This window comes from Cupriavidus sp. USMAHM13, assembly GCF_001854285.1.
Lineage (GTDB): Bacteria > Pseudomonadota > Gammaproteobacteria > Burkholderiales > Burkholderiaceae > Cupriavidus > Cupriavidus malaysiensis.
Genome location: NZ_CP017752.1, coordinates 2,070,323 through 2,090,316 on the forward strand (window position 1 = coordinate 2,070,323; position 19,994 = coordinate 2,090,316).

General features: G+C 64.7%; 19 protein-coding genes. 9 read left to right on the top strand and 10 right to left on the bottom strand.

Annotated elements, in window-relative coordinates; genetic code table 11:
• Positions 1–60: 60 nt before the first annotated feature.
• The 3 genes from BKK81_RS27400 to BKK81_RS27410 are packed head-to-tail and all read right to left on the bottom strand — an operon-like array spanning position 61 to position 5,121.
• Complete coding sequence (locus BKK81_RS27400) at positions 61–708, bottom strand: OmpA family protein (RefSeq protein WP_071019411.1); 648 nt, start codon at positions 706–708, stop codon at positions 61–63.
• Positions 705–4,367, bottom strand: a complete 3,663-nt coding sequence (locus tag BKK81_RS27405) for a DUF802 domain-containing protein (RefSeq protein WP_071019414.1) — start codon at positions 4,365–4,367, stop codon at positions 705–707. The genes BKK81_RS27400 and BKK81_RS27405 overlap by 4 nt, the downstream gene beginning before the upstream one ends.
• Before the next feature lie 10 nt (positions 4,368–4,377).
• Entirely contained in the window at positions 4,378–5,121 is a 744-nt protein-coding gene (locus BKK81_RS27410; RefSeq protein WP_071019416.1) for a DUF3348 domain-containing protein, read from the bottom strand.
• Between the two features lie 338 nt (positions 5,122–5,459).
• Between BKK81_RS27410 and BKK81_RS27415 the strand changes: the two genes are divergently transcribed.
• The gene (locus BKK81_RS27415) at positions 5,460–5,939 is read left to right on the top strand and encodes a YbhB/YbcL family Raf kinase inhibitor-like protein (RefSeq protein ID WP_071022439.1); all 480 of its coding nucleotides are present in this window, start codon (positions 5,460–5,462) and stop codon (positions 5,937–5,939) included.
• Between the two features lie 40 nt (positions 5,940–5,979).
• Here BKK81_RS27415 and BKK81_RS27420 read toward each other — a convergent pair whose 3' ends face one another.
• On the bottom strand, positions 5,980–6,219 hold the full coding sequence (locus BKK81_RS27420; RefSeq protein WP_071022441.1) for an addiction module antidote protein: 240 nt from the start codon (positions 6,217–6,219) through the stop codon (positions 5,980–5,982).
• An 18-nt stretch (positions 6,220–6,237) separates the two neighbouring features.
• Here BKK81_RS27420 and BKK81_RS27425 point away from each other — a divergent pair, with 18 nt between their 5' ends.
• Entirely contained in the window at positions 6,238–6,570 is a 333-nt protein-coding gene (locus BKK81_RS27425) for a hypothetical protein (protein WP_156811464.1), read from the top strand.
• Between the two features lie 175 nt (positions 6,571–6,745).
• Here BKK81_RS27425 and BKK81_RS27430 read toward each other — a convergent pair whose 3' ends face one another.
• Positions 6,746–7,504 carry a sulfite exporter TauE/SafE family protein gene (locus tag BKK81_RS27430; protein WP_071019422.1) on the bottom strand — a complete coding sequence of 253 codons (759 nt, stop codon included), beginning with the start codon at positions 7,502–7,504 and terminating at the stop codon, positions 6,746–6,748.
• 91 nt (positions 7,505–7,595) lie between these two features.
• Between BKK81_RS27430 and BKK81_RS27435 the strand changes: the two genes are divergently transcribed.
• Positions 7,596–8,927, top strand: coding sequence for an aminotransferase-like domain-containing protein (locus tag BKK81_RS27435; RefSeq protein ID WP_071019423.1), 1,332 nt, complete (start codon positions 7,596–7,598; stop codon positions 8,925–8,927).
• 378 nt (positions 8,928–9,305) lie between these two features.
• The gene (locus tag BKK81_RS27440; protein ID WP_071022444.1) at positions 9,306–9,611 is read left to right on the top strand and encodes a panthothenate synthetase; all 306 of its coding nucleotides are present in this window, start codon (positions 9,306–9,308) and stop codon (positions 9,609–9,611) included.
• Between the two features lie 300 nt (positions 9,612–9,911).
• Here the strand turns inward: BKK81_RS27440 and BKK81_RS27445 are convergent, their stop codons facing one another.
• A complete protein-coding gene (locus BKK81_RS27445) occupies positions 9,912–10,829 on the bottom strand; it encodes a LysR family transcriptional regulator (protein ID WP_071019426.1) in 918 nt (305 codons plus the stop codon).
• A gap of 153 nt (positions 10,830–10,982) precedes the next feature.
• Between BKK81_RS27445 and BKK81_RS27450 the strand changes: the two genes are divergently transcribed.
• The 4 genes from BKK81_RS27450 to BKK81_RS34670 all read left to right on the top strand — a co-directional run bounded on the left by BKK81_RS27450 (position 10,983) and on the right by BKK81_RS34670 (position 13,975).
• The gene (locus tag BKK81_RS27450; protein ID WP_071019427.1) at positions 10,983–11,747 is read left to right on the top strand and encodes an SDR family NAD(P)-dependent oxidoreductase; all 765 of its coding nucleotides are present in this window, start codon (positions 10,983–10,985) and stop codon (positions 11,745–11,747) included.
• A gap of 93 nt (positions 11,748–11,840) precedes the next feature.
• Positions 11,841–12,548, top strand: coding sequence for a pirin family protein (locus tag BKK81_RS27455; protein WP_071019430.1), 708 nt, complete (start codon positions 11,841–11,843; stop codon positions 12,546–12,548).
• 272 nt (positions 12,549–12,820) lie between these two features.
• Entirely contained in the window at positions 12,821–13,249 is a 429-nt protein-coding gene (locus BKK81_RS27460; RefSeq protein ID WP_071019432.1) for a hypothetical protein, read from the top strand.
• Between the two features lie 348 nt (positions 13,250–13,597).
• The gene (locus tag BKK81_RS34670; protein WP_197523988.1) at positions 13,598–13,975 is read left to right on the top strand and encodes a cytochrome c; all 378 of its coding nucleotides are present in this window, start codon (positions 13,598–13,600) and stop codon (positions 13,973–13,975) included.
• Positions 13,976–14,113: 138 nt separating this feature from the next.
• Here BKK81_RS34670 and BKK81_RS27465 read toward each other — a convergent pair whose 3' ends face one another.
• From BKK81_RS27465 to BKK81_RS27475, 3 genes are all read right to left on the bottom strand, one after another.
• Positions 14,114–14,416 (bottom strand): tautomerase family protein, encoded by a 303-nt coding sequence (locus BKK81_RS27465; RefSeq protein ID WP_231908107.1) that lies wholly within the window; start codon positions 14,414–14,416, stop codon positions 14,114–14,116.
• 260 nt (positions 14,417–14,676) lie between these two features.
• On the bottom strand, positions 14,677–16,146 hold the full coding sequence (locus BKK81_RS27470; protein ID WP_083384479.1) for an HDOD domain-containing protein: 1,470 nt from the start codon (positions 16,144–16,146) through the stop codon (positions 14,677–14,679).
• Positions 16,147–16,176: 30 nt separating this feature from the next.
• The gene (locus tag BKK81_RS27475; protein ID WP_083384480.1) at positions 16,177–17,967 is read right to left on the bottom strand and encodes a putative bifunctional diguanylate cyclase/phosphodiesterase; all 1,791 of its coding nucleotides are present in this window, start codon (positions 17,965–17,967) and stop codon (positions 16,177–16,179) included.
• Between the two features lie 487 nt (positions 17,968–18,454).
• On the opposite strand from BKK81_RS27475, the gene BKK81_RS27480 reads away from it, so the two are divergent.
• On the top strand, positions 18,455–18,910 hold the full coding sequence (locus BKK81_RS27480) for a DUF2127 domain-containing protein (RefSeq protein ID WP_071019439.1): 456 nt from the start codon (positions 18,455–18,457) through the stop codon (positions 18,908–18,910).
• Between the two features lie 106 nt (positions 18,911–19,016).
• On the opposite strand, the gene BKK81_RS27485 is transcribed toward BKK81_RS27480, so the two are convergent.
• Complete coding sequence (locus BKK81_RS27485) at positions 19,017–19,979, bottom strand: LysR family transcriptional regulator (protein WP_071019442.1); 963 nt, start codon at positions 19,977–19,979, stop codon at positions 19,017–19,019.
• Positions 19,980–19,994: the final 15 nt, after the last annotated feature.

Genomic DNA, 19,994 nt, shown 5'->3' on the forward strand with positions numbered 1-19,994 from the left:
GCCGGCGCCGCGTGCGCCGCACCCTGTGCGGGCTCCGCCATGCCACGGTCCATGATGCCGTCAGCCACGAGGTTTCGCCGCGCCGGTGGAGCCGCGCGGGATCGGCGCGATCTCGACGCGGCGGTTCTTCGCGCGGCCTTCGGCGTCGGCGTTCGAGGTGACCGGCTGCTCGGCGCCGAAGGCGGCCGAGAAGACCGAGGCGGGCGGGACGCCGGCCTCGATCAGCGCGCGCGTCACCGTCAGCGCGCGCTGGGCCGACAGCTCCCAGTTGTCGGCGAAGCGGCGGTTGCTTTCCTTGACCTGCTGGTCGTCGGTGAAGCCGCTCACCATCAGGATCTCGTCACGCGCGCTGAGGTAGGCCGACAGCGGCCCCGCCAGGCTCTTCAGCAGGTCGCGGCCTTCGGGCTGGAGCTGGTCGGAGTTGAGGGCGAACAGCACGCTGCCGCTGATGCCGATGCGGCCGTTGACCAGGGTCACGCGGCCGGCTGCCAGCGGCACCGCCAGCGCCTTCTCGAGCGACTCGCGGCGCTGCATTTCCTCCTGGCGGTGCCGGACCTCGTCTTCCAGCCGTGCCGTCAGTTCGAGCTGCATGCCGATGGCGCCCAGCAGGACCAGCACGAAGGCGCCCAGCAGCACGGACATCAGGTCGCCGAAGACGGCCCAGATCGGGGCGGCCGGTTCCACGCCGGCGTCGATGTCCTCCCTCATGCCGCCTCGGCGCCGTTGGCCGCCTGCGTGGCGGCGAGCTGCTGCAGGTCGTCGAGGATCTGCTTCTGCGACATCACGCTCAGGTCGACCACTTCGCGCGCCTGCGCCACGTAGTAGGCGAGCTGCTCGTCACTGCGTGCCATCGACTTGTCCAGGGCGGCCTCGATGCGCTGGAGCTGTGCGCCCAGCTTGTCGCTGGATTCGCTGAACAGCTGCACGGCCATGCCGAAAGCTTCGCCCAGGCTGGCGACTTCCACCGCGCTGCCGGTGACCTGGGCCGCCATGGCTTCCAGCCGGCCGCCTTCGGACTCGACCTGGCCGGCGAAGCGCGCGCCGGCCTGTTCCAGCAGCGAGGACGCCCCGGCGACCAGGCTTTCCACCGCCGCGCGTTGTTCCGTGGAGGCCTGGCCGACCGCCTGCAGCAGGGTTTCCAGCGTAGACAGCATGCCGGCGCGCTCTTCGAGCATGGCCTGGTCGCGTGCCATGCTGTCGGACAGTTTCTGGCGCAGCTCGCCGAGGGTCTCGGCGGCGGCACGCGGGGCTTCGGCCGCGGCCTGCATCAGGCGCGCGACCTCGGCGACCGAGCTGTCATGGTGGGCCTGGGCCTGGGCGGCGATGCCGCGTGCCGTGTCGGCCAACGTGTCGCAGATGGCCTGCTGGCGCGCGGCGGCCTGGGTGCCGGTCTGCTCCCATTCCTGGCGCAGGGCCTGGGCCATGGTGGCGAGGGAGTCCGTCCAGGTGGCGAGGCGCTGCTCGTCGCGCGCGGCCAGTTCGGCCTGCATGGCCAGCGCGGCCTTGGGGGCTTCGGCGGCGGCCAGGACCAGGCGGTCGATCTCGGCCACGGTCTTGCTGTTGTAGGCCTCCGCTTGCGAGGAGATGTCGCGGGCGCTCTGGGCGAGCGCATCGCAGATGGCCTGCTGGCGCGCGGCGGCCTGGGTGCCGGTCTGCTCCCATTCCTGGCGCAGAGCCTGGGCCATGGTCGCCAGGGACTCGGTCCAGGTCGCGAGGCGCTGCTCGTCGCGCGCGGCCAGTTCGGCCTGCATGGCCAGCGCGGCCTTGGGGGCCTCGGCGGCGGCCAGGACCAGACGGTCGATCTCGGCCACGGTCTTGCTGTTGTAGGCCTCGGCCTGCGAGGAGATGTCGCGGGCGCTCTGGGCCAGGGTGTCGCAGATGGCCTGTTGGCGCGCGGCGGCTTGGGTGCCGGTCTGTTCCCATTCCTGGCGCAGGGCCTGGGCCATGGTGGCGAGAGAGTCCGTCCAGGTGGCGAGGCGCTGCTCGTCGCGCGCGGCCAGTTCGGCCTGCATGGCGAGCGCGGCCTTGGGCGCCTCGGCGGCGGCCAGGACCAGGCGATCGATCTCGGCGACGGTCTTGCTGTTGTAGGCCTCGGCTTGCGAGGAGATGTCGCGGGCGCTCTGGGCCAGGGCGTCGCAGATGGCCTGTTGGCGCGCGGCCGCCTGGGTGCCGGTCTGTTCCCATTCCTGGCGCAGGGCCTGGGCCATGGTCGCCAGGGACTCGGTCCAGTTGGTCAGCCGCTGCTCGTCGCGCGCGGCCAGTTCGGCCTGCATGGCCAGCGCGGCCTTGGGGGCCTCGGCGGCGGCCAGGACCAGGCGGTCGATCTCGGCCACGGTCTTGCTGTTGTAGGCCTCCGCTTGCGAGGAGATGTCGCGGGCGCTCTGGGCGAGCGCATCGCAGATGGCCTGCTGGCGGGCGGCGGCCTGGGTGCCGGTCTGCTCCCACTCCTGGCGCAGGGCCTGGGCCATGGTCGCCAGGGACTCGGTCCAGGTGGCGAGGCGCTGCTCGTCGCGCGCGGCCAGTTCGGCCTGCATGGCGAGCGCGGCCTTGGGGGCCTCGGCGGCGGCCAGGACCAGGCGGTCGATCTCGGCCACGGTCTTGCTGTTGTAGGCCTCGGCCTGCGAGGAGATGTCGCGGGCGCTCTGGGCCAGGGCGTCGCAGATGGCCTGTTGGCGCGCGGCGGCCTGGGTGCCGGTCTGTTCCCATTCCTGGCGCAGGGCCTGGGCCATGGTCGCCAGGGAGTCCGTCCAGGTGGCGAGGCGCTGCTCGTCGCGCGCGGCCAGTTCGGCCTGCATGGCCAGCGCGGCCTTGGGGGCCTCGGCGGCGGCCAGGACCAGGCGGTCGATCTCGGCGACGGTCTTGCTGTTGTAGGCCTCCGCTTGCGAGGAGATGTCGCGGGCGCTCTGGGCCAGGGCGTCGCAGATGGCCTGCTGGCGGGCGGCGGCCTGGGTGCCGGTCTGCTCCCATTGCTGGCGCAGGCCGTCGGCGACCGTGCCGAGGGCGCTGGTCCAGGCATCGAGCCGTTGCGCGTCCTGGCTGCCGAGCTGCGCCTGCAGTTCGGCGTGCGAGCGGTCGACCGTGCGCAGCAGCGCTTCGGCCTGCCCGGCAAAGGCCGCGGCCGTCCCGGCCAGGGCCTTGCGGTGGTCGGCGGCCAGCGCCTCGCTGTGGCCGCGCTGGCTGGTCAGGGCCTGTTCCCAGGCCTGCGCGGCCTTGTCCGCGGCCAGGTCCAGGCGCGCCGAGACCTGCTCGACCAGTCCGGCCGAGCGTTGCGCGAAGGTGGCGGCGAAGCCGTCGAGCGAGCTGCGCAGCGCTTCGGCCTGGGCCGTGCCGGCGCGCTGGTGTTCGGTGAGCGCCTGCTGCCAGAGGCCGGCCACCGCGCCGGTGGTGGTGGCGAAGCGCTCCGACAGGCCGTCCAGCTGCTGCTGCACGGCGTGCGTCACGGTGTCGCGCCAGGTCTCGGCTTCGCGCGCCAGGCCTGCCATGGTGGTTTCGACGGCCGGCTGGATCGCCGCGCCGGCGGCCTGGGCGCTGTGGGCGACGCTGTCCTTGAGCGATTGCTCGACCGAGGCGGCCAGTTGCTTGTAGGTGGACTCCGTGCGGTCGTGGAAGGCCGCCTGGCTGGCGGCCAGGCGCTCGCCCAGTTCCTGGTTCTGCTGCGCGACGGCACGCATCATCGCTTGCAGTCCTTCCACCAGGCCCGGCATCGCCTCGGCCTGGCGCTCCAGCAACTGCAGCGATGCCTCGCGCTGGTGCTGTTGGGAGTAAGCGCGCAGGGTGGTGGTGGCGCGGGCGTCGAGCGCCTGCGCGGCTTCGATGCGTTCGCGGCGGAACAGCGCGGACAGCAGTCCCAGCATGGCGGAGGTGGCCACGCCGGCGACCGAGGTGCCGAAGGCGAAGCCCAGGCCCTTGACCGGCGCGGCCAGCGAGGCGCGGATGGCCTGCAGGTCGGTCGCGCTGTCGAGCGCCATGCCGGTGCCGCGCAGCGTGGCGACCATGCCGAGGAAGGTGCCCAGCATGCCCAGCAGCACCAGCAGGCCGACCAGGTAAGGGGTCAGCGCGGGGCCGGGCAGGGCGGCACGCTCACCCTCGACGCGCAGGCGCACGGCATGGCGCAGGCTCGGATGCAGGCGCTGCAGCCAGTCGCCGAGGCTGGCCGGGGCCGTGTCCAGCCCGGCCACGGCCTGCGCCAGCGAATCCGTGGCCTGGCGGTAGCGCCGCAGCTCGACGGCACCGGTCACGTAGCAGGCGGCGATCAGCAGGGTGACGGCCAGGGCCGGCAGGTTGCTGGCCGCGTAGCCGGCGCCGACCCAGCCCAACACGGCCAGGCCTGCCAAGAAGACGATCGAGGGAATGAGGGTTCGGGTCATGATGTCCTGGTTAGCTGGCGCGCAGCGCGGCCAGCAGTCCGTCGATGGGCTGGAAGCGGATTTCCAGTTCGGCGAGCAGCACGCTCTGCATATCGCGGCGGAACGCGCTCTGCCACGCGCCCGCCGCCACGGGAGCGGGCCGGCCTTCGGCGAGCGCGGCGGCCAGCCGGACTTCCTCGCCCTGGCGCAGCCGCGTGAAGTGTGTCTCGAGCATCCCCGGCACGGCGGCGAGCAGGCTGCGCTCGTGTGCGCTCATCACGCGCTCCATGACGGCGTCGACCATGGCCAGCTTGGCCATGCCCGGCGCGCCGGCCGCGAGGGCGGTGCGCAGGCGGCCGCGCAGGCCGGCGATGCCGGTCTCCATGGTCTGCTGCAACGTGAGATAGCGCTGGCGGTAGACCGCATAGGCCACCGTGCCGCCGGGTTCCGGCAGCGCCGTGCGGGCGGGCGCGCGGCGCCGGGCGGCGAGCGCGCCGTCCTCCCGCACGGCTTCGGCCAGCGCCGTGCGCACGCGCGCACATTCCGCCGCCTCGGCATCGCACTGCGCAGACGGCGCGCGCGCGCCGGCCGCCGTTTCGGCCGCAGGGGCTTTCAGGGCCGTGGACAAGGCAATGGCTTCGGTCCAGCCCAGCCACTGGCTGAGCTGGTCCGAGAGCGACCGCTTCGATTCGGGAGCTGCGGCGTCGGTCAGGCGGGCCAGCACGCGTATGAGCGTGGGGCCACTGAGACCGGTGCGCCGGGGCACTTGCGACATACCGCCGGAATGAAAAATCGCACAGTTTACACGTACGGCGCCGGGCGGCCCAAGCGCGGAGGCTCAGCCGCACGGGAAAGTGCGTGCGGCGGTGGTTGTGCGGGCGCCAAGTGGCGGGCAGGTGCCATGGCGCGATGCCGGCGGCGGCCGGGCTCCAGCGCCGCCCGCGGCGCGCGCCGGGCTTGCAGGACGCCGCGCGCCGCCCTAGGGTGAATCAGTGCCGCCGCGTGCCGGCGGCGCATCGCCCGGGAGCCGCCATGCCGCGCCGATCGCGCCTCGCCGTCCTGATACTGGGCCCGCTGCTGGCGGCTTCGCTTCCTGCCCAGACGAGGTTTGCCATGCCGCTTACCCTCACATCTCCCGCGTTTCACGCCGGTGCCGTCCTGCCGCAGCGCTTCAGCTGCGACGGGGCCGGCGTATCGCCACCGCTGGACTGGTCCGGCGTGCCCGCCGGCACGCGCAGCCTGGCACTGGTCATCGAGGATCCGGACGCGCCCGACCCGGCCGCGCCGCGCATGACCTGGGTGCATTGGATCCTGTACGACCTGCCGCCCGACACCGCAGGGCTGCCCGAAGCAGTGTCCGCCGCCGGGCTGCCGCCCGGCACGCGCCAGGGCAGCAACGGCTGGCAGCGCACCGGCTACGGCGCGGCCTGCCCGCCGGTGGGCAGGCACCGCTACTTCCATCGCCTGTACGCCTTGGACGTGGTGCTGCCGGACCTCGGCACGCCCGACCGCAGCGCGCTGGAACGCGCCATGCAGGGCCATGTGCTGGCCGAGGCGGAGCTGGTCGGCACCTACAAGGCGCAGAAGCATTGATTGAATGGAGCGCGGAGGCGGGGCGAGCCTCCCCTGGCTGTCAGGTGCCCGCCAATTCGGGATGCAGCCGCAGGCCCAAAGCGCGCACGACTTTGAGCACGGTGGCGAAATCGGGGCTTCGTTCGCCAGAGAGCGCCTTGTACAAGCTCTCACGGGACAAACCTGCATTGCGGGCCACCTGGCTCATGCCACGGGCGCGGGCCACGTCGCCAAGCGCACGCGCAATGAAAGCGGCATCGTTGCCCGCCTCTTCGAAGGCGGCTTCGATGTACGCCTGCATTTCCTCTTCGGTGCGCAGGTGTTCCGCCACGTCATAGCGGCTGGTCGGGGCGGCGTAGCGCTCGACGTGCGCGCGAACGGCACGCCGCTTCCCTGCGCCAATGATCTGATCGATCTGCTGAACACGACGCAGGCGATCGCCTACGGCATCGAGGCCGTCACGCGCGCCCTGATCAACGACGAGGCCGCGAATGATGCGGGCGAACCGGCGATGCTGGATAAGACGACCACCGACGCGCTGCAAGGTCTCGTGGCCGCCGCCGCGCGCACGCTGGCGGAGCAGGCAGCCCGCATCTCCGATGCGATCCAGGAGGCCGCGGCGCGCCAACAATGTATCGAAGCAGGGCAGTAAGCCCAGCCGCAGTCGTCTCAGTTCCACTCGTGGTTGCCCGTCTCCGTTCCTTCTCGCTAGGTGTTTGCCGTCGTCCTATTCTCCCTCCAGACGAATCGGAGTTCAGTGGACTAGAGGCAGCGGGAGTATGCTCAACAGTCGCGTGGGCGAAAATTCGGCGCCGCGCGGAAGACCCTCAACTCGCGTAGCCCGCAACTCCATCCCACATGAGTTTTGCCGCTGTGAGGACGAGCAAGCCATAGCATGCCCGATAAAGCTGCTGCTGATCGAGTCTGTCATGCAGGCGCCACCCGAGCCAGACGCCTGTCGGCACAGCGAGCAGGCTAATGCCCATCAGCATCCACACCGGGCCGGTGGGGCGCGCCAGCGCGAGCCAGGGTACCGCCTTGAGAAGGTTGCCGACGGTAAAGAACATGCTTGTTGTTCCCGCATAGACATACTTACTCAGGCCGAGCGGCAGCAGATACATCGCTAGCGGGGGACCACCCGAGTGCGCGACCATCGTGGTGATGCCCGAGGTAAAACCTGCGGCGACAGCTTTGGGCGACGATCTCGGGCGCACCGTCACCTCGCCGCCGCGCAGCAGCCACAACCCCACGAAGGCCAGCGTCACCGCCGCCATCACGATCGAGATCGCGCGGTGATCGAGGAAGCGGAACAGCAGGTAGCCAACGCCGATGCCCGCCACCAGCCCAGGTACCAGCAGGCGCAAATCCGGCTTCGACCAAGTAGACGGCTTCCAGTAGCGCAATCCGGCGATGTCCATAGCGATAAACAATGGGGCGAGCAAGCCGCCCGCCGTGACGGGATCCATCACCAGCGAGAGGATCGGGATGCCCACGATGGCGAAGCCGCCACCGAACGCCCCCTTCATGAAGCAGATGAGAAACACCCCTAGAGTGGTGACAAGGATGGTGATGGCGTTCAGTTCCATGATGTGTTTTCCCACACGTGCGGACGTTGTTGGGCGGAGCGTAGCGCTGATAATCAATACATCCAAAAAATTGTCATGCAAACATTGTCCGATGCCTAAGCTTCGCTACAAGGAGATAGTCGACCGGCTGGCAGCCGATATCCGCGAGGGACGCCTGCGGCCCGGCACTCAGTTGCCCACCCATCGCAAGCTGGCCGCGCGCGAAGGACTTGCACTGGTCACAGCTACACGCGTCTACGCCGAGCTGGAGTCGATGGGGTTGGTGAGCGGCGAGGTAGGCCGCGGGACGTTTGTGAAGGAAGCGCTCCCGCGCGGCCACGGCGTGGATCTACCCGCTTGGAGTGCTCCGACCATCGACCTTAGTTTCAATAGTCCATCGGTACCGGGTCAGACGGAACTGCTGAGGGCGGCATTGCGCCAGCTCGCGAGTGTGGGCGATGTTGAAGCGCTCCTGCGCTATCAACCGCACGGCGGCCGTGCCCATGAGCGGAGAATCATGGCGGAGCACCTAAGCAGTCGCGGCATCTCGGCTTCGATGGAAAACACTGTACTCGTCAGTGGCGCGCAGCACGGTCTGAGCGTGACGAGTATGGCGTTGCTCGAGCCCGGCGATGTCGTCGCGGCAGACGCGCTGACCTATCCAGGTTTCAAGCTCGCGGCCGAGACCTGCCGCATCGAATTAGTGGCCGTTCCCGCGGCTGGCCGGGGTACCGATCTCGATGCCCTGGCGCAGTTGTGCAAACGTCGTAGAGTACGAGCGTTCTACACCATGCCCACGCTGCATAACCCGCTTGGATGGGTCATTGCCGCGCAGAGAAGACGTGAGTTGGTTGCGATCGCCAGAAAACATGGGCTGATGCTCATCGAGGATGGCGCATACGCATTCCTCGAGGATCGTTCCCCGCCGCCTCTTGCCGCGCTTGCACCTGAGCTCACTGTCTATGTGTCAGGCCTCTCCAAGAGCGTTGCCGCGGGACTGCGGGTAGGAATGATTCACGCGCCGCTTCAGTGGATTCCCTCTCTGGAACGCACGATCCGCGCAACGACCTGGCAAACTCCCGCCATGATGACGGCAATTGCTTGCGGCTGGATCGAGGACGGCACCGTAGCCCGGCTGGAAGCAGAGAAGCGCGTTGATGCTTGTCGACGGCAAGCCCTGGTCACGGAGATCCTTGGACATTTAAAACCTCTGCGTCATCCAGCCTCATACTTCGCGTGGCTACCCATGCCCGAAGAGGTGCGTGCCGACGCGCTTTGCAAAGCATTGATACGCGAGCAGGTCTTGGTTTCCCCTGCACATCCCTACTCGACTTCAAAGCATGTACCACACGCCATACGCCTCGCGCTGGCTTCGGTGTCGCGGGAAGCGCTGCGGCAGTCGCTGCAGACGGTCGCAAAGACCGTTGCGGCGTTGTCTTACTAAAAATTCGATATCTGCTCTATGACCAGCCGGCAGCCGCTGGCGGTCGGGGAGCCGCCGCTTGCTGCGGCTTGTCCAACGGCCGGGACGGGTCGGCCAGAGACGGTCGCCGTTTCACGGCTGGTATCCGACCGCGACCAACCAACTGCGGCGTTCGCCGGCGAGCGTGGGCTGACAGTCAAGCGTCAGTTCGCGACAAACGGCAGACGTCGGCCGCTGTCTATCGCCCGCGTCAGTTCCCTGGTTTTAGATGCTCAGTACTGTTCCGCACGAATGAGCGAGGAGTCTAGCCTTGTGTTGCCTGGCCCACTAAAACAACGTCGGGGAACCCTTATGCTTGAAGAGCCCATTGAGGGCCTCAAGCAAGCAAGGAAGATGATCATGCGCATGCTTCTCAACATACGAATTCCCCACGAGCCATTTAATGCTTTTGTGCGCGAAGGCACCATCGGAGAAGTGATGGCGAGAATACTAGAAGAAACAAAGCCGGAAGCCGCCTATTTCACCGAGCAAAACGGAGCACGCGGAGCCATCCTGGTCGTCAACCTCGATGAGCCGTCGCTGATTCCTGCACTCGTAGAGCCGTGGTTTCTAATGTTCAACGCTGACTGCGAGTTTCGCGTTGTGATGGCTCCGGAAGACCTGAAGAAAGCCGGGTTGGAAAATCTCGGATCGAAGTGGAAATAGCTGTTCAGCGCATTGAGGAAGGCGGCTGTGGCGATACCAGGCGTATTCGGGGTGGCTTGCGTGTCCATTGTGATTCTCCTTCCTTTTGCCTGAGTGGCTTGCGACATGAGGTCGTGCAACCGGTGGAAAGGAGAATACGGATCTATGCGGATCCGACCATATTCGTGAACTTATTTGCGAACTTATTTGCGAACTTATTTGCGAACTTATTTGCGAACTTATTCGCGAAATGGAATTGTTTGAGATTCATCATTGCATAAATGCAATGATGAACGCCGGCTGATCCACTGCGCCGCTGCATCATTTGGGCCATCGCCATGTTGGCTCGGAAAGGTGTTCGGCAAAGTAATCCGACAGCACCGCGACTTTCGCGGGCCGCGCGCGCGCCGAGGGCGTGACGAAGTAAAGACCGCCTTTCGTCAGCGACCAGTCGGTGAGAATCGCCTCAAGACGGCCGTCGGCCAGATATTCGCCCGCGATGAACTCGGGCAGTTCCGCGATCGCAACGCCCTCGAGCAGCGTGGGCAACAGTGCATCGGAATTTGTCACGCGCAGCGGGCCGGTCGGCATCACCGGTTCCTCGTCGCCCGCGTCGTTCGTGAAGCGCCACACATCGCTACGCGCGCGATATGCGTACGAGAGACATGGCCGGTCTATCAGTTCGCGCGGATGCGTGGGCCGTCCTTCACGCCGTAGATATTCCGGCGACGCCACCACGAATTGCGTCACCGCGCACAGCCGCCGCGCCACCAGCGACGAATCCGGCAACGCAGCAATGCGCAGCGCGGCGTCAAAGCCATCGGCAACCAGGTCGACCGACGCATCGGATAGATGGAGGTCGATCGACACCTCCGGATACCTGCGAAAGAAGCCCGGTAGCAGCGGCGCGACCCAGCGCAGCCCGAACGACATCGGCACGGCGACGCGCACCAGGCCGCGCGGCTGCACCGACATCTCGCGCGCGGCGCTTTCCGCCTCCTCTGCCTGGCGATAGATCTCGCCGGCCTTCTCGCAGATCGTCCGGCCAAACTCGGTGAGCGACAGTTGGCGCGACGTGCGGTTGAAAAGCCGCGCGCCCAGCCGGTCTTCCAGACGGGCCACAGCGCGCGAGACCGTCGCCACCGACACGCCCATCGCGCGCGCCGCAGCCGCGAACGATCCCTCCTCGGCGACCTTCGCGAACATCGCGAGTCCTTCGAAATCAGGCAGCTTCGCCATTTGTCCTCATCTTTTCATTTTTGCAACGTTGGATTGCAATCAATTCTATTTCGAAAGGATCGGGCCGTCGATATTCTCCTCACATCGCAGCACGCAACACCCCAACACCCCAACACCAACGCAAACACTGGCCTGAACGAAAGGAGCAATACCATGGCACGCAAACTCGACAACAAGATCGCACTCGTCACCGGCGCAAGCAGCGGCATCGGCCTCGCCACCGCCCAGCGCTTTGCAGCCGAAGGGGCACACGTCTATCTCACGGGCCGCCGTCAGGCCGAACTCGATGCCGCAGTGAAAAGCATCCACGAAGCCGGCGGCAAAGCCACCGGCGTGCGTGTCGATTCCACGAAGCTGGGCGAACTCGACGCGCTGTATGCGCAAATCAAGGAAGAACAGGGCCGTCTGGATGTACTGTTCGCGAACGCCGGCGGCGGCTCGATGCTGTCGTTCGGCAGCATCACCGAAGAACATTTCGATGACACCTTCAATCGCAACGTGAAGGGCGTGCTGTTCACGGTGCAAAAAGCGCTACCGTTGCTCGCCAAGGGGGCATCGGTGATTCTCACGGGATCGACGGCCGGCAGCGCGGGCACGGCGGCATTCAGCGTGTACTCGGCTTCGAAGGCTGCGGTACGCGCTTTCGCGCGTAATTGGATCCTGGATCTCAAGGACCGCCAGATCCGCGTGAACACGATCAGCCCGGGTGCGACCCGCACGCCCGGCCTGCTCGATCTTGCCGGTGACGATGCTGCCCAGCGCCAGGGGCTTGCCGATTATCTGGCGGCCCAGATCCCGATGGGGCGCCTCGGCGATCCCGGCGAGATCGCAAGCGCGGCGTTGTTCCTGGCCTCGGACGATGCGAGCTTCGTCAACGGCATCGAATTGTTTGTCGACGGCGGCCAGCAGCAGATCTGAGCGTGGCCAGGGTGCGTGGGGTGCGTGGGGTGCGGTGGACGCGGTCTTTGACCATCGTAATCCGCACCCAGCGTACTCGAACCGAACTCCGTCATGACTGAACATCGGCCTTTTCTTGCACTTGCCACCGTCCGGCGCGGCTGTGTCGACACGCGCCAGCATTTCAGCGTGGGCGGATCCGGGCGCGCCGACCAGGGACAACTCGGTCCGCTCCACGGGTGGAACGACGTTGAATTCGCGCCGCACTCGGACCTCGGCCTGCAGGCTCACCGCGACGTCGAGATCGTCACGTGGGTGCGTTCGGGCGCAATCACGCACGAAGACGACGCGGGCAATCGCACGCGTCTGGTCGCTAATTCCATCCATGTGATGAGTGCCGGAGCGGCGCTCCATCGCGCCGAGCGCAACGAGGAGAATCTACCCGCACGGCAGTTCCAGATCTGGCTGCGCCCGCGCACACCGGCCAGTACGCCGCGCTGCTCGACGCGAGCCTGTTCGCTCGGATGTCGCGAGGGCCGATTCGTTACGCTGGCGAGCGGGGACCCGGAGGACGTCCGCGCCGGCGCCTTGCCCATTCACGCCGACGCGCGCGTGCGTATCGCGACGCTGCGTGAAGGCACGGCGATGCAGCACGTTTTGCCGATGCCTGGTTCTGCTTATTTGGTCGCAGATCATGGGCGACTGGACGTAGGGCCGATCAGGCTGACGCGACGCGATGGCATTGCCATTCGGGGTGAAACGTGGCTCATGTTGAGAGCGCAAGACGACACAGATGTCGTGATTGTGGAACTCTTACGCTAGAGAAAACGCGTCAGTGAGAGTTTAGGTGGAAGTTTAGGTGGCTGTTTTGAGATGAACTGTAGACGTTGGTACGGGCTTTGCCGATGGCAGAGATGGGTCGGAAGGCACCAGTCGGCTCCCCTCAAGGTGACCTTCCACAGCACCATCCCTTGCCGGTTAGCCGGCGGGTACTGTATATTTATACAGTTATCGTCGCACCCTGCAAAAGCTGGCTCCTGAAGCCAAGCCCGCGCGGCGCGTGCGCTTTCTCTCCCTCACCTCGAAAGGCCATCATGTTCGTGGATCGCACCGAAATCATCAACGCTGCCAAGGCACTGCGCGCCAGCCAGGAAGAATCCAGGTACAGCAAGCTCGTCGCGCTCGCGAACAAGCAGCTCAAGGCAATGCAGACGGCAATCCAGAAGGGCAAGGAAGAATTCGAGACCAGGCTGGTACTCGATATCGACGAAGACAACCCCCAGGCAGCGCTGGAGCCGCGTGCGCAGCGGCTGGCCTCTGACCTACGGGCCCAGGGCTACACGGCAACGGTGACCACGTTTGCCGAGGCCAGCACCGACCGCAAGAACTGGACGCCGAATATCACGGTTGTCATCGGTCTGGGCGACATGGTTTCGGAAGTCGACCACGCGATCGCGCAAAGCACCGTGACCGACGCGACGGAAGTCGCGCTGGCTGGCGAAGCTGCCAGTGAAATGGCCTGACAGCAGGCGGGCAACCCGAGATCAGGCACGGCATCACGGAGCTTCGCGCACGCTCGCGTGCGTGATGGCAGTACCTGCAAGGGAATCCGCACGCAATCTACCGGTGGCGCCTGATGCAGGGAACCATGGCGTATCAGGACGCAATGCCCGCGTTCTGATCGAAGGGGGCTGTCACCACGCATGGCGGATCTCACTGGGAAGATCACGCTCGGGCCGTGAGTCCGTGCGCGGCTATGCTCTTTGCCTTACCGTCGGGCCATTGCAGCATCCTGTGTGCGGGGTGCGTGGCAGTGGCACCTAGAGGGTTTGCCATCGATTCGACCTGATTTATAAAACGGCTGCATAAGAATGAAAATATTAGTCATCGCTTCGCTAGGAATTTCATCGCTGATTCAGGCATCGCTATCCTTCGCGGAAAATGTCAATGGGAAAAGTCTCTATATGCAGAGATGTGCTGTGTGTCACGGCGCGGATCTCAAAGGGACAGGGCCATTGGCAAATAAGAGCAATCCCCCTACGCCTGATCTGACAACATCCGCTTTCAGGAAACGGCTGGTCGATTATCCTGGCGTGATCGTATCATCGGTAATCCTCCGTCCAAATGGAGACTTGATCCCCAGGACTTTGAAGGAGAATGGTGTAAAGCTGCCGCCCCACGCTTGGAGCGTCAAGGACCTGCGCGATTTAAATCAATACATGAGTGGTGTGATCTCAAAAAACCGATGATTTCGGGATGAGAGGCAGGGCGCGATTTCACAAGCCATTTCAGGGTTGGCGGCAGCGCCGACTGCGAGGAGCGCATCAAGGAGCCTGATTCCATGCCCGCCCAGCGGCCGCCACCAACCCCGTCCGCCCCGTCCTGGCTCAATAGGCGGACGGCCTGTTCTCCGTCCGCCATGTCTCACCCTGCGGCGTGCCGGGTACCGGCGGGCGAATGCCCTGGATGGTCCACAGGCTGAAGGGTGTCTCGTCGACGTGCATTTCCCCGCGCAAGCCTCTTTCCGCGATGTACGGTGCCAGTTGCTTTGCAACGGCCGCGAGGAATCTCTGTTTCGTCTCGTCGTCGTTGATCTGGCGTGCGATGTGATCGACGGCAATGCGCACGAAGTCATTGGCTGGCTTGCCCCCGATATAGAACGCGGACTTCGGCACGGCCTCGAACACCACGCCGGCATAGAAGGAGGGCAGGTCGCGATAGACCAGGCGCGGATGATCTGGTGAGATGGCGGTTGGAAAAAGGCATACGGGACGCCGCGCCGTGACGGTGTACCTTATGCCGATATCGGCATCCGGTGCTGAATGCCGAAACCGGGGTGATGCCGCATGACCGTCCTGACGCGCTGTCGGTCCGTCACCGACCCGGACACGATTCGGCAGTTGGTGAGTTGGCGCGGGTAAGAGAGTGGGAAAGTGGGAGAGTGCGGGCGTCAGGCCCCGATACCTTGTGCATAGGCGGGGGGCGGCGCAGCCGGCACTGCCCGCTCAAAGCTCTGCATCAGTATTTCACCCAGCTTGTACATCTTGGAGAGCTCCTGGCGCGACACTGCCGGACAGGGCGTCTGTCCCCAATCACCATAAAAAAGCCCGATTGCTCGATTGCGAAGCTGCAGGGGCAGCAGAATGAATGATCGTGTTTTCGCGAATTCCCGGACATACCACTCGGGCAGTCGACTGATAATAGGACTGCTGGCAGCGTCTTCTACAAAAATGGCGGCGATTTGTGTCAACGCCAAATGAAAAACATCCGGGAAAAAGCCTTGTTCGAACGAGAGTCTGGAGAGCTTGGCCGGGATATCTGCGCCAAAACCAAGCTTTGCTTCGTAGCGCTTGGTCGCGTAATTCAGGAACATGCCGAAGCACCGCTCGAAGCCCATGGCGTGCATCCATGACTCAAGAACGAGAGGGGTCAAGGCACCTGCGGGTGTTGTCAATGCCACTGTGGCCACTTCATCGAGACTGCGTTCCAGCCGTGCCTCGGAATCCGCGGGTTTTCCTTGGGATGGGACCGGGCCACCTGCAGTCGGAGTCGATATGCCTTCCTGTTCCAGTTGAGTCAGATACGAAGCACTGTCGAGCGCGGAATCCGTCATGAGCGAATCCTCGACCCCCAGCCAAGCTGCATGTTCTGTGAGCATTTCGCCAATCGAATCCGCTTCTCGCCGCTCCAGCAATTGTTCGGCAACGTCGCTGGAGAGGGTGGCCACAGCATTAAGCCAGGCGACATGCGTGCCTAAAGGCGTAGACACATCAAGCGGCTTGGGCTGGATACTTTGAGCGATCGCCGGGGGTAAGCTCCAGCGTCGCGTCACTTCTTCGCCGAGTTCTTCAAGGCTGACTCCTAGAACCTGCTCACATGCGGCAGAGATGGTCATGCCCTCTGTCGCCGACAACTTTTGAATCTCGACCCACTCCTCGGGGAAGTAGAAGACCACAAGAAGTCGCGCAAGATTCCGCAGCAAAGTGCACACAACGGCTTCTTCCGCCTCCTTCGGGCCCTTGCTGATCGTGATTTTGCGTGCAAATTCGCTGGCCACCAGGACGCGGTGCAGTTCGCTTCCAGCCGCTTCGCGTGTTTCCGCAAGTCCGCTGAAGTTCTCCAAGAGCTGCAACCCCAGCGCCAGGTGTCCAATGGCGTCTACGCCCAGCACGGACAATGCGCGCGTCACAGTCGTCACATTGCCGCCAAAAGCTGCATACATGGCTGAGTTGGCGAGTCGAATCACCTGCTGGGTCAGGGTGAAGTCCGATAGCACCACGGATACCAATTGAGAGGTATTGGCCTCTTCATTGTGCATCGCAGAAACAATACTGCTGATGTTGCGCTGGAGAGTGGGAAAGTCACCTCGCTCATTGATGCGCGACCACAATGTCTTGAAAATTGGGTTCTTACTTGTCATCCGTTTCCCCCGATATAAGAAATGCTGGAATCAGGAGCCCAGCTTAAGTTTTCCACTATGAATGCGCTCTTCTAGTGCCTGAGGAGGGAGCGCTCTTGACACCAGCCAGCCCTGGATGTAGGTGCAACCTCGCTCCACCAGGAAGCTCAGTTGCGCTTCGGTTTCTACGCCCTCGGCGACGATCGTCAGGCCGAGTTCCTTTGCCAGCAGCAGGATAAGTGACACGATGGCTTGATCATTCGACGACTCGCAAACCTCGCTGACGAAGCTTCGGTCGACCTTCAGGCTGGTCAAAGGGAACCGCTTCAGATTGCGCAGGTTCGAGTATCCCGTACCAAAATCGTCAATCGCAAACTTGACACCGAAGGCTTTCAGCTCCTCAAACACGGCTTCGGTTTTCTTGGGGTCACGAATCAGTGCCCCCTCAGTAATTTCCAGCACCAGCCGATGGGGTTCGATACCCGAGTCCTGGACTGCCTTGTACACAGTTGCCGGGAAGCCAGGGTGCAAGAATTGAACCGGTGAAACGTTCACTGTCAAGTAGTCCAGGCGCAGACCGACACTATCCCATTGCGATAATTGCATCGCCGCCGTACGCAGAGCCCATCCGCCTAACAGATGAATCAGGCCGTTTTCTTCGGCGAGCCGAATGAACTCGGCCGGAGGAACATCCTGCTCATCGTGCGTCCAGCGCATCAAAGACTCGACAGCGATCACTTCCCGAGTCATGGCCCTGCAGATGGGCTGATAGTGCAAGTCGAACTCACCGTTCCGAATGGCCTGGAACATGCTCAGCTCCATCGCCAAGGCGTGTTCCTTCTGAATACCGATCTCAGAGTTGTAAACACAGTAGGCGTTCTTGCCTTGCTCCTTCGCCCGGTACATGGCAGCGTCAGCATTCTTCATCAGGTCGGCTTCGCTGCTTCCGTGCTGGGGATACAAGGCCAGCCCGATGCTGGTGGACATCTGCAGTTGATGGCCTGCCAGAGGGATGGGTTGCTGGATAGTGGTCAATATCCGCGTTGCCACGCTTCGTGCTTCTTTCTCGGTCGAAAGATTGGGCAGCACGATGACGAACTCATCACCACCGACTCTCGAGACGATATCGTGTTCACGTACGGCAGCTTTCAACCGCTTGCTGATCTGTCGCAGCAGTTCATCCCCGATATCGTGACCGAGCGAATCATTGATCTTCTTGAACCCATCCAGGTCCAGGATGGCCACAGCAATGTGGGTGTTCTGGGATTGGGTGCGCTCAATCGCCAACTGCAATTCCTCGCGCACCATGAGGCGGTTACCCAGACCAGTCAAGGGGTCACGCAAAATCTCCCGAGACAGTTCGTCAGTGTTCTGCTTCCAGGCCGTGACATCCTGACCATAGACGACCAGCGAAGCAGCACCTTCGGTATTGAGTACGACGAGGCGCAGTTCCAGCCAGGCTGACCCGGTCAGGCCCTTGGAGAACTGCAACGGCTGGGTCGAGGCTGAACCGTGTTCCCAAGCCAGATGAAAGGCCCGGAGAAAATGATCCTGGTCTTGCCCCGTGACAAGGTCGGCCAGGCGGCATTGCAACAGGCTGTCGCGGGAATATTCCAGGACATCGGCGGACTTCAGCGACGCCGCAACGATGTGACCTTGCTCGTTCACCTGAACGGCCAGCCCGGCAGAGGCTTCTAGCAGCGCACTGACGGCAAAGGTGGACAATGCGCCTTCGAACCTGCGGGGTTCCTCGCCAACGAGCCGACTCTCTTCCGCACCAAAGATGGACGGCAACTCTGTAGCTAAATCGTAGCTGTCCTGCGATAAAGCTCCGGGTAACATGTCGGAAAGCGTAGGAAAAGGCCGAAAGGAGACTGCTCTTTGTGCCGAAGACACTAAGAGGAGAGCGACTCATAGGTATACGGATAGTTGCCCGATAGCTTTAGGCGGATGTATGGCGACTGGGTGTTGTGTGCTGCCTGGGTCGCTTTTTCCCCGTATCTGGCAATTCTGTTCCATGCGCAGGGCCATTGCGGCGGGGACGGACCGAGGAATCGGGCGCGGGGGCCGCAGACAGTCGCCTCGTCGGCGTTACAGATGTCTAGTCAGCCATTGCCGCAATTGAGGCGCTGACAACTCGCAGACTTTTTCTCAGCGTCGCTTGACGTTGCGGTGATGCCATGGCCTGTCGGATTGTGGCGCGCCGGCGGGCGGGTGCGCACGCAAGGCTCTGCCGCGCCCCGCCCCGCCGGATGCTGCACAATAGCGCCATCGCAACCGTTGACCGCAGTCGACCGTCAACCGTCAACAGAGAAGAGAAGGGAATCCGATGGCAAAGCCGAGCCGGCATCTGGGCCTGAAGGGCGTGGCCCTGTTCGAGGCCGCCAAGGGCGCGCTGGTGATCCTGGCGGGCCTGGGCCTGATCGCGCTGCTCCACCATGGCGCGCAGTCGGCGGCCGAAGAGGTCGTGCGCAAGCTGCACCTCAACCCCGGCATGCACTATCCGCGTGTCTTCCTGGAGTTGTTCGACCATCCCAGCGACGCGCGCCTGTGGGCCATCGGCGGTTCCGCGCTGGCCTATGCCGCGATGCGTTTCACCGAGGCCTACGGCCTGTGGCGCGAGCGCGCCTGGGCGAGCTGGCTGGGCGTGTGGTCGGGCGGCATCTATATCCCGCTGGAGCTGTACCAGGCGGTGGTGCATCCGACCTTGCTGCACATCGGCCTGGCGCTGGCCAACGCCGCCGTGGTGCTGTACCTGGCCCAGGGCCTGCGGCGCCAGAACTGAATGCGGGCCGGGCGCGGCGGCTGCCATGTGCGGCCTGCCGCACCGCGGCACCCCCATCACCGCCCATCACCGCCAATCCACACCAATCATCGCCAATCACCGCCAATCACCGCCCGCAGGCGTAGATCAGGAAGTCGCGCAGCGCCTCGGCCGGCCTGGCCAGCGTGGCGTCCTGCCGCCACAGCAGGCCGACTTCCATGTCGGGGATCACGTCGGCGATGGGGCGCGCTTCGATCTCCTTGCCCTCCAGCGACCAGGGCCGGAACACCATGTCGGACAGCACCGTGATGCCGAAGCCATGCGCGACCAGGCCGCGCATGGCTTCCATCGACGCCGTGCGGAAGGCGACCGCGGGCGTCTGCCGCTTGCTGCGCCAGTAGCGCAGCGTCGATTCCTCGCCTTCGTCCACCGTCAGCAGGATATAGGGCCAGGCCGCGATCTGCTTCAGCGTGGGCGCGCCGCCCTGCAGCAGCGGATGGCCGGGCGGCGCCCATAGCTGGCGGCGCGAGCGGAGCAGGGTGCGGTGGGCGAAGCGCTCGGGCCGCGTCACGTTCGACAGCAGCACCACGCCCAGCTCGATGTCGCCGGACAGGACCGCGGCCTCGATCTGCGGGCGGTCCATGTCGCACAGGTCGAACACCACGTCGGGATAGTGCGCGCGAAAGCGCGCCAGCAGGCTGGGCAGGAAGTAACCCAGCACGGTGTAGGAGGCGGCGAAGCGCACCGTGCCGGCCAGCTCGCGCACCTGGTAGCGCGGTTCGCGCAGGGCGTCCTCGACCGAGTCGAGGATATGGGTGACGCGCTGGTACAGGTGGTTGCCCTCCGCGGTCAGCGCCACGCCGTGCGGCAGGCGGTCGAACAGGCGCACGCCGAGCTGCTGCTCCAGCGCCAGCACCGCATTGGTGATGGCCGACTGCGAGACGTGCTCGCGCGTGGCCGCCATGGAGAACTGCCCGGTTTCCGCCGCCGCCTGGAAGTAGCGGAACTGGCGCAGCGTGACCTCCTTGGAGAGCGGGGTCTCGCGCGTCTTGGCGTCCTTGGCGGGGGGAGGGGATTGCCGGCTTGCCATGCGTTTTTCGGATAC

Coding starts and splice junctions, on each gene's coding strand:
- BKK81_RS27400 (WP_071019411.1), bottom strand. CDS start 708: ATGAGGGAGGACATCGACGCCGGCGTGGAACCGGCCGCCCCGATCTGG.
- BKK81_RS27405 (WP_071019414.1), bottom strand. CDS start 4,367: ATGACCCGAACCCTCATTCCCTCGATCGTCTTCTTGGCAGGCCTGGCC.
- BKK81_RS27410 (WP_071019416.1), bottom strand. CDS start 5,121: ATGTCGCAAGTGCCCCGGCGCACCGGTCTCAGTGGCCCCACGCTCATA.
- BKK81_RS27415 (WP_071022439.1), top strand. CDS start 5,460: ATGCCGCTTACCCTCACATCTCCCGCGTTTCACGCCGGTGCCGTCCTG.
- BKK81_RS27420 (WP_071022441.1), bottom strand. CDS start 6,219: ATGCAGGCGTACATCGAAGCCGCCTTCGAAGAGGCGGGCAACGATGCC.
- BKK81_RS27430 (WP_071019422.1), bottom strand. CDS start 7,504: ATGGAACTGAACGCCATCACCATCCTTGTCACCACTCTAGGGGTGTTT.
- BKK81_RS27435 (WP_071019423.1), top strand. CDS start 7,596: ATGCCTAAGCTTCGCTACAAGGAGATAGTCGACCGGCTGGCAGCCGAT.
- BKK81_RS27440 (WP_071022444.1), top strand. CDS start 9,306: ATGCGCATGCTTCTCAACATACGAATTCCCCACGAGCCATTTAATGCT.
- BKK81_RS27445 (WP_071019426.1), bottom strand. CDS start 10,829: ATGGCGAAGCTGCCTGATTTCGAAGGACTCGCGATGTTCGCGAAGGTC.
- BKK81_RS27450 (WP_071019427.1), top strand. CDS start 10,983: ATGGCACGCAAACTCGACAACAAGATCGCACTCGTCACCGGCGCAAGC.
- BKK81_RS27455 (WP_071019430.1), top strand. CDS start 11,841: ATGACTGAACATCGGCCTTTTCTTGCACTTGCCACCGTCCGGCGCGGC.
- BKK81_RS27460 (WP_071019432.1), top strand. CDS start 12,821: ATGTTCGTGGATCGCACCGAAATCATCAACGCTGCCAAGGCACTGCGC.
- BKK81_RS34670 (WP_197523988.1), top strand. CDS start 13,598: ATGAAAATATTAGTCATCGCTTCGCTAGGAATTTCATCGCTGATTCAG.
- BKK81_RS27470 (WP_083384479.1), bottom strand. CDS start 16,146: ATGACAAGTAAGAACCCAATTTTCAAGACATTGTGGTCGCGCATCAAT.
- BKK81_RS27475 (WP_083384480.1), bottom strand. CDS start 17,967: ATGTTACCCGGAGCTTTATCGCAGGACAGCTACGATTTAGCTACAGAG.
- BKK81_RS27480 (WP_071019439.1), top strand. CDS start 18,455: ATGGCAAAGCCGAGCCGGCATCTGGGCCTGAAGGGCGTGGCCCTGTTC.
- BKK81_RS27485 (WP_071019442.1), bottom strand. CDS start 19,979: ATGGCAAGCCGGCAATCCCCTCCCCCCGCCAAGGACGCCAAGACGCGC.